At 45.7% G+C, this 12,569-nt stretch carries 16 protein-coding genes and 1 pseudogene; 6 read left to right on the top strand and 11 right to left on the bottom strand.

The genetic code is table 11. From position 1 onward, the window contains the following. Positions 1-17: 17 nt before the first annotated feature. Together znuA and P6910_RS26225 are read right to left on the bottom strand one after the other, a co-directional pair. On the bottom strand, positions 18-1,019 hold the full coding sequence (znuA, locus tag P6910_RS26230) for a zinc ABC transporter substrate-binding protein ZnuA (protein WP_317144169.1): 1,002 nt from the start codon (positions 1,017-1,019) through the stop codon (positions 18-20). 282 nt (positions 1,020-1,301) lie between these two features. Continuing rightward, on the bottom strand, positions 1,302-1,481 hold the full coding sequence (locus P6910_RS26225; protein WP_317144168.1) for a hypothetical protein: 180 nt from the start codon (positions 1,479-1,481) through the stop codon (positions 1,302-1,304). Between the two features lie 281 nt (positions 1,482-1,762). On the opposite strand from P6910_RS26225, the gene uvrD reads away from it, so the two are divergent. Beyond that, the gene (uvrD, locus tag P6910_RS26220; RefSeq protein WP_317144167.1) at positions 1,763-3,916 is read left to right on the top strand and encodes a DNA helicase II; all 2,154 of its coding nucleotides are present in this window, start codon (positions 1,763-1,765) and stop codon (positions 3,914-3,916) included. A 165-nt stretch (positions 3,917-4,081) separates the two neighbouring features. On the opposite strand, the gene P6910_RS26215 is transcribed toward uvrD, so the two are convergent. From P6910_RS26215 to P6910_RS26195, 5 genes are all read right to left on the bottom strand, one after another. Then, the gene (locus tag P6910_RS26215; RefSeq protein WP_317144166.1) at positions 4,082-4,513 is read right to left on the bottom strand and encodes a hypothetical protein; all 432 of its coding nucleotides are present in this window, start codon (positions 4,511-4,513) and stop codon (positions 4,082-4,084) included. A gap of 173 nt (positions 4,514-4,686) precedes the next feature. After that, positions 4,687-5,238, bottom strand: coding sequence for a hypothetical protein (locus P6910_RS26210; RefSeq protein ID WP_317144165.1), 552 nt, complete (start codon positions 5,236-5,238; stop codon positions 4,687-4,689). A 317-nt stretch (positions 5,239-5,555) separates the two neighbouring features. Next, positions 5,556-6,959: a hypothetical protein gene (locus P6910_RS26205; RefSeq protein ID WP_317144164.1), complete on the bottom strand. Its 1,404-nt coding sequence runs from the start codon at positions 6,957-6,959 to the stop codon at positions 5,556-5,558. A gap of 326 nt (positions 6,960-7,285) precedes the next feature. Beyond that, complete coding sequence (gene murI / locus P6910_RS26200; RefSeq protein WP_317144163.1) at positions 7,286-8,110, bottom strand: glutamate racemase; 825 nt, start codon at positions 8,108-8,110, stop codon at positions 7,286-7,288. Positions 8,111-8,282: 172 nt separating this feature from the next. Continuing rightward, the gene (locus P6910_RS26195) at positions 8,283-8,417 is read right to left on the bottom strand and encodes a hypothetical protein (protein WP_317144162.1); all 135 of its coding nucleotides are present in this window, start codon (positions 8,415-8,417) and stop codon (positions 8,283-8,285) included. Positions 8,418-8,469: 52 nt separating this feature from the next. On the opposite strand from P6910_RS26195, the pseudogene P6910_RS26190 reads away from it, so the two are divergent. Further along, positions 8,470-8,936, top strand: a pseudogene (locus P6910_RS26190) (DUF29 domain-containing protein). Further along, a complete protein-coding gene (locus tag P6910_RS26185; protein ID WP_317144160.1) occupies positions 8,929-9,417 on the top strand; it encodes a DUF29 domain-containing protein in 489 nt (162 codons plus the stop codon). The pseudogene P6910_RS26190 and the gene P6910_RS26185 overlap by 8 nt, the downstream one beginning before the upstream one ends. On the opposite strand, the gene P6910_RS26180 is transcribed toward P6910_RS26185, so the two are convergent. Both P6910_RS26180 and P6910_RS26175 read right to left on the bottom strand, forming a co-directional pair. Beyond that, positions 9,414-9,602, bottom strand: coding sequence for a transposase domain-containing protein (locus P6910_RS26180; protein WP_410493955.1), 189 nt, complete (start codon positions 9,600-9,602; stop codon positions 9,414-9,416). The genes P6910_RS26185 and P6910_RS26180 overlap by 4 nt on opposite strands. Before the next feature lie 57 nt (positions 9,603-9,659). Further along, entirely contained in the window at positions 9,660-9,884 is a 225-nt protein-coding gene (locus P6910_RS26175) for a hypothetical protein (RefSeq protein ID WP_317144159.1), read from the bottom strand. Between the two features lie 52 nt (positions 9,885-9,936). Between P6910_RS26175 and P6910_RS26170 the strand changes: the two genes are divergently transcribed. Together P6910_RS26170 and P6910_RS26165 are read left to right on the top strand one after the other, a co-directional pair. After that, on the top strand, positions 9,937-10,434 hold the full coding sequence (locus P6910_RS26170) for a DUF29 domain-containing protein (protein WP_317144158.1): 498 nt from the start codon (positions 9,937-9,939) through the stop codon (positions 10,432-10,434). Further along, positions 10,427-10,915 carry a DUF29 domain-containing protein gene (locus P6910_RS26165; RefSeq protein WP_317144157.1) on the top strand — a complete coding sequence of 163 codons (489 nt, stop codon included), beginning with the start codon at positions 10,427-10,429 and terminating at the stop codon, positions 10,913-10,915. Before P6910_RS26170 ends, P6910_RS26165 begins: the two co-directional genes overlap by 8 nt. Here P6910_RS26165 and P6910_RS26160 read toward each other — a convergent pair. Together P6910_RS26160 and P6910_RS26155 are read right to left on the bottom strand one after the other, a co-directional pair. Continuing rightward, entirely contained in the window at positions 10,912-11,181 is a 270-nt protein-coding gene (locus tag P6910_RS26160) for a hypothetical protein (RefSeq protein WP_317144156.1), read from the bottom strand. The genes P6910_RS26165 and P6910_RS26160 overlap by 4 nt on opposite strands. Positions 11,182-11,444: 263 nt before the next feature. Further along, positions 11,445-12,065: a hypothetical protein gene (locus P6910_RS26155; RefSeq protein ID WP_317144155.1), complete on the bottom strand. Its 621-nt coding sequence runs from the start codon at positions 12,063-12,065 to the stop codon at positions 11,445-11,447. Between the two features lie 207 nt (positions 12,066-12,272). On the opposite strand from P6910_RS26155, the gene P6910_RS26150 reads away from it, so the two are divergent. Further along, entirely contained in the window at positions 12,273-12,545 is a 273-nt protein-coding gene (locus P6910_RS26150; protein ID WP_317144154.1) for a hypothetical protein, read from the top strand. Positions 12,546-12,569: the final 24 nt, after the last annotated feature.

Below are 12,569 nucleotides of genomic sequence, written 5' to 3'. Positions count from 1 at the left end.
TCGCTCTTAACTCATGATTAACGCTTCAGGCAGCTGATGATGTTATTGGTCAAACTGTCCATGAACTCAATATAACCCTCAGGGCCGACAGCGACATCTGTGGCCAGAGGATCGAGCACAGCAACATTGGCGTTGGTGCCTTCAATGATCCTGTCAATATAAGCAGGCTGGAACTGTGGTTCACGGAAAACGCAGCTATTACCGGCTTTTTTAAGCTTCTCTTGCAGTTGAGTCAGATGTTTCGCACCCGGTTGCTGTTCTGGGTTAGCAGTGAAATGATCGACAATATTCAGCTCGTAATGCTTCTCCAGGTAACCATAAGCATCATGAAAAACGAACATGGGCTGATTATGGTAGTCAGTCAGTTTGCTGATGTTGCGCTTGTCTGCTGCCTGTACCGCTTTTTTGAATGCGTTGTAATTATCTGTGTATTGCTTTTTATGCGCAGGGTCCAGATCGCTCAGCTTCTCTGACAGGGTTTTGGCTATCGCTATGGCGTTATCCGGGCTTAGCCAGATGTGAACGTCGTACTCGCCATGATGATGATGGCTTTCTCCGGCATGATCATCATGATCTTCTCCGTCATGATCATCGTGGCTTTCTCCGTCATGATCATCGTGGTTTTCTCCGTCATGATCATCATGGTTTTCTTCAGCATGATTATCATGGACTGCTTCTTCGCCTTCATTAATTTTCAGAAGCTTTAACTCACTTTCCTGCATTAAAGGCACGGAGGTCGCTTTTATTGAACCTGACAGGGTTTTATCCAGGAAGACTTCCATATCGGGTCCGACCCAGAAAACAAAATCGGCTTCATAAAGCTTTCTGGCGTCTGAAGGCTTCAGGCTGTAACTGTGGGGAGAAGCACCAGCAGGTAGCAGCACGTCAGCAGAAGTAACACCTTCGGTGATGGAAGCAGCAATCAGCTGTAAAGGCTTAATAGAAGTCAGTACTTTGGGGGGTTCTTTGCCCCAGGCCGACAAGGTCAGAGGGAGTAAAAGGCCTGCCAGCCAGAACATTATCTTTGGTTTTCTTGAGAAAATCATAGGAAGACAACTGTATCGGTATCAAAAATAAACGTTATATTATAACGATTCTGAGAGTGAATGCCCGTATTTTTGTAACAAATTGGTTTGTTGTCTGACTTGTCGCCCGCAATAGGATTGCTAACAGCTGCTGAATACACGGCGGTTAGGGAGTCGGATGATATCAGGATTGTATGAGGGAAAGCGGTGGGAAAGTGAACTCTACAATGGCCAGGAAAATCTCAGCCCCTGAAAAAGGGGCTGAAAAATGGATGGTCAAACATCACCCCAGTAGCTGTCGCCGAAGAACGAGCTGAGTTTTTTGGTTTCTTTTCTGTCTTCCAGAGCTCTTCGAATCTGCAGTGCGCGCTTTGAACCTTTATTAGGTAAATCGTCTCGAACAATTTCTTCTTCCTGAAGATAATCTTTCTTAAGCTGTATATCTTTGTTAGCCATGACGGCACCTCTTTGTTTTTTTTGTTTTTTTATTGTTTTTATGATGCTTTCTGACAGTTACGAAATTATGAAAAATGTTTGAGAAGAACAAGAGAAAAATACGACAAAGTGTGTGAGATATGTCTCACGGCAGTGATTTTTAGCAGAATTGTCTTAAAACTTCGTGCAAACGAGAGTTTACGACGATGTTGCTAAAACCTTGTACAATTCCTTAACGGCTCTGGTTGCGGATTGAGCAGCCGGACTGCATGGTTTTTATCTAGCTGGAAAGAATGCTGTCTATGGACGTAACCCCTATCATTGACTCCCTGAACGATGCCCAGCGACAGGCGGTCACAAGCCCTCCGGGTTCACTGCTGGTTCTGGCAGGTGCTGGCAGTGGTAAAACCCGGGTACTGGTGCATCGTATTGCCTGGCTGATTCAGGCTGAAGGCATGTCGCCCTACTCCATTATGGCAGTGACCTTTACCAACAAGGCAGCGGCAGAGATGCGAAGCCGTATCGAAGAACTGCTCGGGATTCCACCCCGTGGCATGTGGGTTGGAACTTTCCATGGGCTGGCTCACCGGTTGTTGAGGACTCACTTTAAGGATGCAGGCTTGCCTGAGAACTTTCAGATTCTCGACAGCGATGATCAGCTCAGGGTGATAAAACGGCTAATGAAGGCCATGAATCTGGATGAACAGAAGTGGCCTCCCCGGCAGGCCCAGTGGTACATCAACAGCAAGAAAGATGAAGGGCTCAGACCTGACTATATCGATCCGGGCTATGATCCTTTTGAAAGAACCATGCTGGATGTTTACCGGGCTTACCATGACTATTGTCACCAGACAGGTGTTGTTGATTTTGGTGAGCTGCTGCTTCGTTCACATGAACTCTGGCTGAAAAGACCGGATATTCTTCAGCACTATCAAGAGCGATTTCGTTACCTGCTGGTGGATGAATTTCAGGATACTAATGCCATTCAGTATGCCTGGTTAAGGATCTTGACCGGTGAGCAGGATAAAATGATGATCGTCGGTGATGACGATCAGTCGATCTATGGCTGGCGTGGTGCCCGTATTGAAAACATACGACAATTCTCAAAAGACTTTCCGAAAGCCGAAACTATTCGTCTTGAGCAAAATTACCGCTCTACCAGTAACATCCTGCGCGCAGCCAATGCAGTGATTGCCAATAACCCGGACAGGCTGGGTAAAGAGCTCTGGACCAGCGGTAATGAGGGAGAGCCCATCCAGCTTTATGCCGGTTTTAACGAAATGGATGAAGCCCGATTTATCACCGATCGCATTCGTGAGGCGTCTGAACAGGGTATGGCTCGCAGTGGTATAGCGATACTTTATCGTTCCAATGCCCAGTCCCGCATTCTCGAAGAAGCCATGCTCAGGGCTTCTATTCCCTATCGAATTTATGGTGGTCAGCGGTTCTTTGAACGGGCGGAAATCAAGAATGCTCTGGCCTATCTGAGACTGGTCAGCTCCCCTGATGACGACACCTCCCTGGAGAGGGTCGTCAATATCCCTACTCGTGGCATCGGTGAAAAAACCGTTGAAAAGCTCCGTGAAACAGCCCGTTCACAAGGCTTGAGTTTATGGGGTGCTGTCAAGAGTGTTGTTGCCAGCAGCGCCATTGGTGGCAAAGCCGGTCGTTCTCTGGGTGAATTTGTTGATTTGATAGAAAGCCTCAGTGCTTCAGGTGATGAGCTGAATCTGGGGGAGTTGGCCGACCATGTAATATCCGTCTCTGGTCTGATCGATCATCATCAGAAAGAGAAAGGGGAAAAAGGTCGTGCCAGGGTAGAAAACCTCGAGGAACTGGTCACCGCTTGTAGCGAGTTTGATATTGAAGACTTCGATCAGGATGAAGAGACAGAGCCCATGTCTCCACTGGCTGCATTTCTGGCTCATGCGGCTCTGGAAGCCGGGGAAAATCAGGCTGACCCGTTTACAGACAGCGTTCAGATGATGACCCTTCATTCAGCTAAGGGTCTGGAGTTTCCGCTGGTTTTTCTTGCCGGTCTGGAAGAAGGTCTGTTCCCTCATAAGATGTCTCTGGAAGAAGGCAATCTGGAAGAAGAAAGACGACTCTGTTATGTCGGTATTACCCGGGCTATGGAAAAGCTCTATCTTACCTATGCAGAGAATCGCAGACTCTATGGGAATGACACCATGAATCGCCCTTCCCGTTTTATTCGGGAAATTCCCGGCGAGCTGCTGCAGGAAGTGCGTCTGGGTGGATCAATCACGCGTCCGGTTTCTGTTCAAACATCTGACCATGAATTGGCTTTAGGCCAGCGTGTTCATCACGATGTCTTTGGTGAAGGAGTGGTCCTGAATTATGAGGGTGAAGGCGGCCAAGCCCGGGTTCAGGTCAACTTTGATTCGGAAGGCTCAAAATGGTTGATGATGGCTTACGCTAACCTGAGTCCGTTGTAGGTATAGGCATCTGGTCAGCTACCAAGATCTTCCCCCGTCTAAAGAGGGTGTCGCAAAACCCTGGTTCACGCGCTTTCAGCCTCTTTGGGTTCCAGCGTGGAAACGAGAGCTTTGTGACAGTCTCAACACAGGCGAGGAGTGCCGCAATTGATTTTGTAGTGTGATTCACAATGCGTCGTAGTAATCACCCCGTTTTTGTCTGAAAAACACGTTACAGTACTGTAACTCTAATTCTAATGGCGATTCCTTGATGATATTGATATAGGGGTTGAGCTCCAGTGTGACTAATACCGACTTTCCAGACTGTAGCTTTTCATACAGTGCTCGTTTTCGCCCTTCATTTTCTGAGGCTGGCATTCGTATAATGATATTTTTTTTGCAGTTTGGTGCAGGTATAGGAAAGTATTTTTTGGGCACTAATACTTCAAATTGACCACCTTGGTTAAAACCATAGTGCTCGTTAACCCTGTACTCGCCAGACTTTAGTTCATATTGCATATGATAATAGTCAGAGTATTTGCCCGGGTTTACTTTTATCCATTCTGCATAGGTTATTGGAGTGAATAGCAGCATGAATAGGGTTAAAATTCTGTTCATAGGCCCTTCTTTAACATTACGAATGAAGTCGACTCCTCCTGTCCTTCAACATTAGGTCATAATGACGAACAACAATAAATAATTAACTGAATTAGGTGCTTTACTGTCGTTTACTATCACCAGCTATGTTTTGTCTGATCAGGCATGCAGTACTAAATTGTGTGAGTGCATGACTACAATAATTCACTGGCCCCACCATTTTCTGCATAGCTGCCGTCTTGAAAATCTATGCCTGATTCTCCGGGATTGTCACAAAAGTATCGGGTTGAATGTTGAATCTGCTTTATATCGACCGAAGAGAGCCCTATTTTTTCAGAGACTTCTTGTACGTAGCTTTCGAGCTTATCGCTTTCAATAAGGACGTGAGTGTGTCTTTCAAGTGGATCCACTTTTTTGTGGATGTACGGATGGTGATGAACGTCATGATACTGAATATATGAGGTCCCATAAGACTCTGTAATATTACTCCAATCTTTAAACCAGACACCCAAAGGTTTAACGCCAAAATAAAAAGTCACTGCGGCTTTGTTATCCGAAAATTTGGTGATATTGACGCATTCCAGGTTGCACGAGCCGTTTTGCTTTGGGATATAGGAAAAATTTACTCCTTGCCGGGTTACAGAACGACCGGAAAAGCTGCCGGATGCTCCTGAAGAGTCATTCTCTATATCCTGTGTATAGTCTAACGATTGTGTCGTTTGCGGAATGTTGTTATTCGAGATCATAATTTCATCTTCTGTATTAATGAACAGATATTTTTTGAGTACTTATTCAGATTTAGATTGATACATTAGCAATTGCTTGCGTATACATAGTAACCAGTCGGTTAGTGATTCTAACCTGGATTGGTTACATGGGCGTTCTCAGGGTATAGGTACTGTTAATTTTTCACAAAAAAAAACTGTACAAGCGTGTATAGCAGGTGTGGATTTCTCCATTCTGCTATACTGCAAGGTCTTTAAAAACAGAGGCAGTCAAGAGAACTTTCAACTGCGTAACTTGATTCATTAATAGCTGAAGAGACTTTTACAAGTCTTAATGATCATTTAGTGTCAAGCATAATTACATCATAATTAGCAATAAACTCACCCTCAATAAGATGATGGTTATGGTTTTTTCGCCAATTGCGAACAAAATAGAAAATACCAGCAACTATAGCACTTGCAACCATCCCTATGGGGATTCCAACGGCGATTCCTGTCTCTATTCCCTTATTGTAATCTCGTGATAATTTTTCCCAGTCGGGGTTGGGATAAAGACACTCCTGTTGAGGCGGTTCTTGAGGCATTGGCTGATGTGTGGCAATGGGTGAGTTGAGTCTATTGGCAAAACCTGCTTTTCGGGTTTTGGTATCTCCGGGATAGAAAGTGTGCGTTTGTGAAAATGGGCTTTGGGTGGATGCTTCTATCACCTCAGGGTCGGAGAGATTTGCTTTGACAACCAGGTCTGTGGTTAGCGTGTGGAAAGTTTTTAGAGAGCGTGTCACTTCAATATCACAAAGATAACGACCAGTATCAGTTACATTGACTCCGTGCATAGTCACAGTGAAGGTATAGTTTCCAAGATTGGAAAGATCCAGTGAAATATTTCTCAGATTGGAAAAACTCAGCGATGTGTTTCCCGGACTGGAAAAATTCATCGGTATTTGTCTTTCGTCATTTTGATAGGGGTTACTTTCTTTCTTGTCTTTCTGCCAATAAAGGTAGGTTTCGATACTGCCATTTTTTTGTTGGGGGCCAAAGCGAACCGAATCCAGTGATGGTATTTCATTATCAACAGTGGGGTTGAACCTATATTGGAATCGTGCTTCATTGCCCTCAAGAGCAGCAATGTTTGGATTCACTGGCCCATGATGAATGTGTCTTAGTACAAGAGGGCAGCTGAACCTGAATGATGGGAAGGTGTCATACCGGAATTCTACGCCATAAAATCCGGCCTCTTTTGGCTGTACATCCTTAAAAAAGATTTCCAAATTAGCGCCCGCCACATCTTCTTTGTAAGAATAAGAAAACCGTCCTTCGTAACCTCTTTCTGTATCCAATGTATGATTTTCTACCTTCATCATAGAAAAATCGACCCAATTATATTGACGATTCCAGAGCCCAAACCAAATCTCTTTTTTTTCATCAAACATCCGTTGTAAACAAGGGGCTTGAATAACCCTGACAAAAAGAGCAACAGTGCTGCCTTCAAAATATTCATGCAACTGTGGCTCAAACTGACATCTTGGATTACAACTCTTAAGATTGCTAGCGTCAGCCAGGCCGCTATTTTGATTATCAGGACGGTTAATAGTGGAGTGGAGAACAAACATGGTTGCCAGAGATTTTAGCCAGGAATTCGAGCTTGAATGTGAATAAGAACGGGCAGAATTTGAAAGAACTGACAGCATGATGAGTATGAACACCAGACTGTAATTTGAATATCTCAATTTTTGAATAAACATAACATTGCCTTTCAGTTATCAAATGGATTGAAAACTGCTGATTGATTTTTGACAGATAATGAAATCATGGCATTGAGCGTAGACGAGAATCCGGATCACAGCAGGCTTGAGAGCTGAAAGGTTATAAGTACCTAACCAGTTGGTTTCGCATATTCTGGACGGCGGCTTTTTCCATCCTTCTGCGTTCCAACTCTGGTTGCGTAGCTATGGCTACGCGCCCGTCGTTGCGCCTTGAAGGATGAAAAAATCCTCTCGCCAGAATACGAAACCAACTGGCCAGGTACATAGAGACTTCAATAGCGCCTTTCTTCAGGGAACTTTGATTGTCAGCCTGACGGGGCATTCCCGGTCAGGCAGTTATCCAGACAGGTTATTTCCGAAAAATTCATGGCTTCCAGAGCGGGTAGCAATGACCTGACCGATTTGTCTGAGCCTGTATAAAGGAAGCGATGTTCAACAGGCCCTTCATGATGGGAATAGTGTTCCTCCAGCAAAGAGGCCACTCTGCGGGCAATGGCTTCTCCCGAATCAATCCAGGTCACGGGGGCGGGTACCACAGAATCCAGAAGTTCCTGAACCAGTGGAAAATGGGTGCAACCCAAAACAACGCAGTCTGGCCAGTTATTGCCACTGAACAGCGGTTCAATAATCTTTTTCAGATCTTCAGGGTTTATTGTTTGACCGCGCAGATGTTGTTCAGCAAGGTGTACCAGTTCACTGCTGCCTACCTGGATCACCTCACAGTCTCCCGCAAACTCATGGATCAGCCGATTGGTATAATCTCTTGCAATTGTGCCCGGCGTAGCTAAAAGACCAATGCAGCGTTTTTGTGATGTCTGACTGGCAGGCTTGATGGCTGGCACAACGCCAACAATAGGAATGTCGAGCAGCTGGCGGGCTCTGGGTAGCGAAATAGTGCTGGCTGTATTGCAGGCTATGATGGCGAGGGCTGGTTGAAAATTGGCGACCAGTCGTGTCAGGCAATAAAGGGTTCGGTCTACCACATCATTTTCTGGTTTTGGGCCATAGGGAAAACCTTCACTGTCAGAGCAGTAAATCACGGATAGAAACGGCAGCTTCTCCCTGACTTTCTGGTAAATGCTGAGACCTCCGACTCCGGAGTCAAAAATGACGATAGGCTTCTGTTGCATAGGATGACAGAGGTACCGGTTCAATGAAAATAAACAACATAGACTAGAGCCTTTGTTTCTCTTTGAAAATAGTTGCTTAAACTTAGTTGCCCGGCACATGCCTCATTGGGGCATTTGGTGAAGATTATGAGGTTACTTACTGGGTGCAGGGAATCCAGATTGAATCTTGCGATCATATTAAATCTTTCTGCATCCCCATCATTTGTTTCCGATACTGACGGTTCTCCCTGGCATCAATGGCCGAACTGACCAGCCCAAAACCACGTGCAAAGCCCCCGGCAAAGGTATCTGTGCTTTGGTCATTCATTTTGATTCCCTTCTGTTATTTGCCTACAGTGGTAGGGCAATGGAGGTGTTTTATGGAAAACTTGTATGACACTGATTTTTACACATGGTGTCACCAACAAGCTGAGCTTATCAGGCAAGGCCGTTTCAATGAACTTGATATGGACAACCTGAACGAGGAAGTTGAGGACATGGGCAGAGCCCGTTACCGTGCCCTGGAGAGTTGTCTTGAACAGCTTTTTTTACATGCACTCAAATCGCAGACGCAATGGAAAAAAGATGACCTGCATGAGATGGATCAATGGTTCCGAAGCTGGTCGATCAGCATTGGTAAAAAACGGGTTGCTATTTTAAAGGAATTAAAAAAAAATCCTGGCTTGCACAACAAACTCGACGAGATTTTTTTGACGCTTACGAATATTCCCGAAAACTGGCCGCCAACGAGATGCAGTGCAAACCCGACGCTTTCCCGACTGAATGCCCATGGACCTACGAACAAGTCATGACAGAAGACTGGCTGCCGGAGACAGACAATGACTGATTTATACAGAACTGACTACCACAAGTGGCTGGGACAGCAACGGGATTTGCTAGCCCAGCGACAATTTGACCAGCTTGACATCGACAATTTGTTGGAGGCTATGGAGCTACGAATGGGGGATTATGCCGATAATCTGGAATCTCATCTTGTTACTCTGGTATTGCACTTACTCAAGTATCAGTACCAAACCTTTGTTATTAACCCTAACCTGTATGAACCCAAGACTTTTAGAAGCTGGTTTATAAGTATTTCCAATGCACGTAACGACATTAGTGATTTAATTAAAAAACACCCACACCTACAACCCCAGCAGGACGAGTGTTTATCAAACAGTTACCCTAAAGCTAAAAAAAGAGCTATCGAGCAGATGAACCTGTTCATAACCAACAAGCGTTATCTTGTGAACAACAACAGCTTTCCAGACCAATGCCCATGGACGTTTGACCAGATTATGACAGTAGACTGGCTCCCCGACGACTAAAACAGCGCAGCAGCCCCAATCCCCGCCACCTTCCCAATGGTGCCAAAGAACCCGCCCTGGCTCTGGGCACGGTTCATAGGCAGCAGGTGTTCAACGTTCGCCCCTTTGGGCAGCTGAGGTACTCTGGGCAGCACGTAACGCAGCCAGGCGTATGGCTCAAGACCGTTGCCTTTGGTGGTTTCGATAAGGCTATAAAGTGTAGCGCTGGCATTTGCATCATTGACACTTTTGACATCTTGTGGTTAGCGCTCGGGCACGTCCCAGAATAATTGGAAACATGAGTGTTCAGGATTTTTCAGTGGGGCAGTAGATGTTGTTCCCCTGACGCTTACATCATATAGACCTTTCTGCATCCCCATCATTTGTTTTCGATACTGACGGTTCTCCCTGGCATCAATGGCCGAATTGACCAGCCCAAAACCACGGGCAAAGCCCCCGGCAAAGGCATCTGTGCTTTGGTCATTCATTTTGATTCCCTTCTGTTATTTGCCTACAGTGGTAGGGCAATGGAGGTATTTTATGGAAAACCTATACAAAACCGATTACACCCAATGGCTCAGCAAGCAACGGGAGTTACTGGCTCAGCGACAGTTTGACCAGCTCGACATAGACAATCTTCTGGAGGCGATGGAGTACGAGATGGGCAACAGTATCAGGGCTTTTGACTCTCATTTAACTATCTTGTTGCTGCATCTACTCAAGTACGATTATCAGAAACGAGTGTTAAAAGACCCTTGGGTGGAAAGTATGGTAGCCCATTTATGGATCACTAGTATTGGGCAATCAAGAGTTCAGATCAATCGCCATTTAAAGGGCGACCACTGTCTGGAATCCAAGGCTGACGAGCTGATAACCGACGTTTATCGAGATGCCAAAAAGCTTGCAGTTAAGGAGATGAATCAACACGCCCGTAGTGAAAGCCATAAGCTTGATAGAAGCAGCTTCCCAGACCAATGCCCATGGACATTTGAACAGATCATGACAGAAGACTGGCTGCCGGAGGCTGACCATGAGTAACCTATACAAAACCGACTACACCCAATGGCTGAGCCAACAGCGTGAACTGCTGGCCCAGAGACAATTCGACCAGCTTGACATCGACAATTTGTTGGAGGCGATGGATTCAGAAATGGGCGACAATACCCGCGAATTAGGTTCCCATTTTAAAATACTGCTCATACATTTACTGAAATACGATCATCAGAAACGGGTATTGCAGGATCACTGGGTAGAAGACAAAGTCCTGCATACCTGGGTTCCCAGTATTAACAACGCAAGAGTCGAAATCGAGGACATTCTAACGCAAAACCCCTGTCTGCAATCAAGTACGGAGGCGATCATGGACGACGTTTACCCAAAGGCAAAAAAAAGCGCCATTGAAGAACTCAACCGCTACATCAAGATCAAAAGCAAACGCCTGAACAAAAACAGTTTCCCCAAGGAATGCCCATGGTCTTTTGAGCAAGCCACCAAAAAAAACTGGCTCCCCGGCGATTAAAACAGCGGCGCAGCAGCCCCAATCCCCGCCACCGTACCAATGGTGCCAAAGAACCCGCCCTGGTTCCGGGCACTCTGCTGAACCGCCGCCTGATTGCGCGGGCTTTCCAATGCGGCTGCTGAGTTAATCCCCTGCAAACCCTGACCCTGTGCGCTTCTGCCAAGATTCATCAAGCCTGTCCTCAGACTGTCCTGACGTTGTGCTGTCCCTTCTTGCACGGTATTGGCGGCGACAATCCGGGCACCGTTCCGGCTCAGTGACCTCATGCGCTCCCGGGCTTGTTTCTATGCCCCTGTCAGCCCGACACCATACCCGGTCAGTTGACGATCCACCTGACCACTGCCCGAATCAAACACCTTGACCGCGGTCACCTTGGCTTCATTAATGCTGATCAACTACGTCCAATTCTGTGTCTGGACTATCTTTCTGGAGCGTTCCTCTGTTTGCAGAGTTTGGATCGACGACGGACTGTTCATGATCGTTCGTCAGCAAGGAGGACGTCTCAAAATCTGCGACTGTTGTCTCTGTTTCAGACATGTCGCTCTGGTAAACTGGCATCCATAACGCCATCATGTTCATTAAGGTGCTGGATCAGGTTGACAACCAGTTGCAGGACTTCCGACATTAATAAGACAGTCGGGATCAGGAACGACTGATAGGGTTCAGGCACCTCAGAATCAGTGAAATCGGAAATAATGAACGTTTTTCCATAACATGAAAATCTCAGGCTGTTGTTCTGAGAGTCAAAAAATAGCCTTATCTTGTTCAGTCTGAGTGCATCCAGATGATTCAGATAGACCTGCTCTAATGCAGATGTTGTTTTGGAAGTTCTTTCTGCGGTTTTAAATGCAGTGACGAAAACACCTTCATCAGCTTCAGAAATCTCAACAGAAGAAGAACTGGAAGTCGCAACATTTAATTGAAGAAATGTTTTTGTTTTACTCAGAGGGGAGGCTTTGGGTTGATAAAACAAAGTATCAGTCCATTGTGCTTCAGGAAGTTCCAATAGTTGTATAGGTGGTAGATATAAGTCCGTTGTCTTGGGTTGGTAGTTATAAGAAGTTGAATGATGGGCGAGGTCAGGCCATTGTCCTGCTTCACTGTAGAATGAAACAAGGAGAGGGGCTATCGGAAGCAAGCGATGCTGCATTTGTATACTCCACTTAATCAACACTGTTTATGGCAAAAACATTTCTAGCAGTAGTTGATCGATATGCAAGAAAATTGTTTTTTATTTATCTTCCAGCCATTTGGCAGAACTGTTTTTAAGGTTTGTGAAGAATTAGTTAATTACTCTTGGAGGTAAAAGATCTTTCAGGATACACTCATTCAATAGGTCAGCAAGGAAGCGCAACTGATGAAGATCAATCCGTCTTCTACTTCGACTGCCCTGGACTATGGTGAAAACCCAAACAAAAGCTCAGGCGATCAGGGTGAAGGTTCTCAACAGGGTGGCGATGAGTATCAGCCTAAAGTCCCTCAAAAGGAGCGGGGGCTCAACTCTGCCCGAAATCTGCGATCCCGAAAAGCTTCAAAAAAACGCAATAAAAAGCGTGGGGCCCGAAAACTTTCTGAGCGTCGGGCCCGGCAAAAAGACAAGGATCGTGGTGAAGATGAGTCAGAAGTTTAGTTACCTTCGGTATTGATCAATAAG

Origin of the sequence: Endozoicomonas sp. 8E, from assembly GCF_032883915.1 — a bacterium.
Taxonomy (GTDB): Bacteria; Pseudomonadota; Gammaproteobacteria; order Pseudomonadales; family Endozoicomonadaceae; genus Endozoicomonas_A.
This window is presented reverse-complemented; position numbering and strand designations above follow the sequence as displayed.

What these genes read in the sequence shown, in the direction of transcription:
- znuA (WP_317144169.1), bottom strand. Translation starts at nt 1,019, where the DNA reads ATGTTCTGGCTGGCAGGCCTTTTACTCCCTCTGACCTTGTCGGCCTGG.
- P6910_RS26225 (WP_317144168.1), bottom strand. Translation starts at nt 1,481, where the DNA reads ATGGCTAACAAAGATATACAGCTTAAGAAAGATTATCTTCAGGAAGAA.
- uvrD (WP_317144167.1), top strand. Translation starts at nt 1,763, where the DNA reads ATGGACGTAACCCCTATCATTGACTCCCTGAACGATGCCCAGCGACAG.
- P6910_RS26215 (WP_317144166.1), bottom strand. Translation starts at nt 4,513, where the DNA reads ATGAACAGAATTTTAACCCTATTCATGCTGCTATTCACTCCAATAACC.
- P6910_RS26210 (WP_317144165.1), bottom strand. Translation starts at nt 5,238, where the DNA reads ATGATCTCGAATAACAACATTCCGCAAACGACACAATCGTTAGACTAT.
- P6910_RS26205 (WP_317144164.1), bottom strand. Translation starts at nt 6,959, where the DNA reads ATGTTTATTCAAAAATTGAGATATTCAAATTACAGTCTGGTGTTCATA.
- murI (WP_317144163.1), bottom strand. Translation starts at nt 8,110, where the DNA reads ATGCAACAGAAGCCTATCGTCATTTTTGACTCCGGAGTCGGAGGTCTC.
- P6910_RS26195 (WP_317144162.1), bottom strand. Translation starts at nt 8,417, where the DNA reads ATGAATGACCAAAGCACAGATACCTTTGCCGGGGGCTTTGCACGTGGT.
- P6910_RS26185 (WP_317144160.1), top strand. Translation starts at nt 8,929, where the DNA reads ATGACTGATTTATACAGAACTGACTACCACAAGTGGCTGGGACAGCAA.
- P6910_RS26175 (WP_317144159.1), bottom strand. Translation starts at nt 9,884, where the DNA reads ATGAATGACCAAAGCACAGATGCCTTTGCCGGGGGCTTTGCCCGTGGT.
- P6910_RS26170 (WP_317144158.1), top strand. Translation starts at nt 9,937, where the DNA reads ATGGAAAACCTATACAAAACCGATTACACCCAATGGCTCAGCAAGCAA.
- P6910_RS26165 (WP_317144157.1), top strand. Translation starts at nt 10,427, where the DNA reads ATGAGTAACCTATACAAAACCGACTACACCCAATGGCTGAGCCAACAG.
- P6910_RS26160 (WP_317144156.1), bottom strand. Translation starts at nt 11,181, where the DNA reads ATGAGGTCACTGAGCCGGAACGGTGCCCGGATTGTCGCCGCCAATACC.
- P6910_RS26155 (WP_317144155.1), bottom strand. Translation starts at nt 12,065, where the DNA reads ATGCAGCATCGCTTGCTTCCGATAGCCCCTCTCCTTGTTTCATTCTAC.
- P6910_RS26150 (WP_317144154.1), top strand. Translation starts at nt 12,273, where the DNA reads ATGAAGATCAATCCGTCTTCTACTTCGACTGCCCTGGACTATGGTGAA.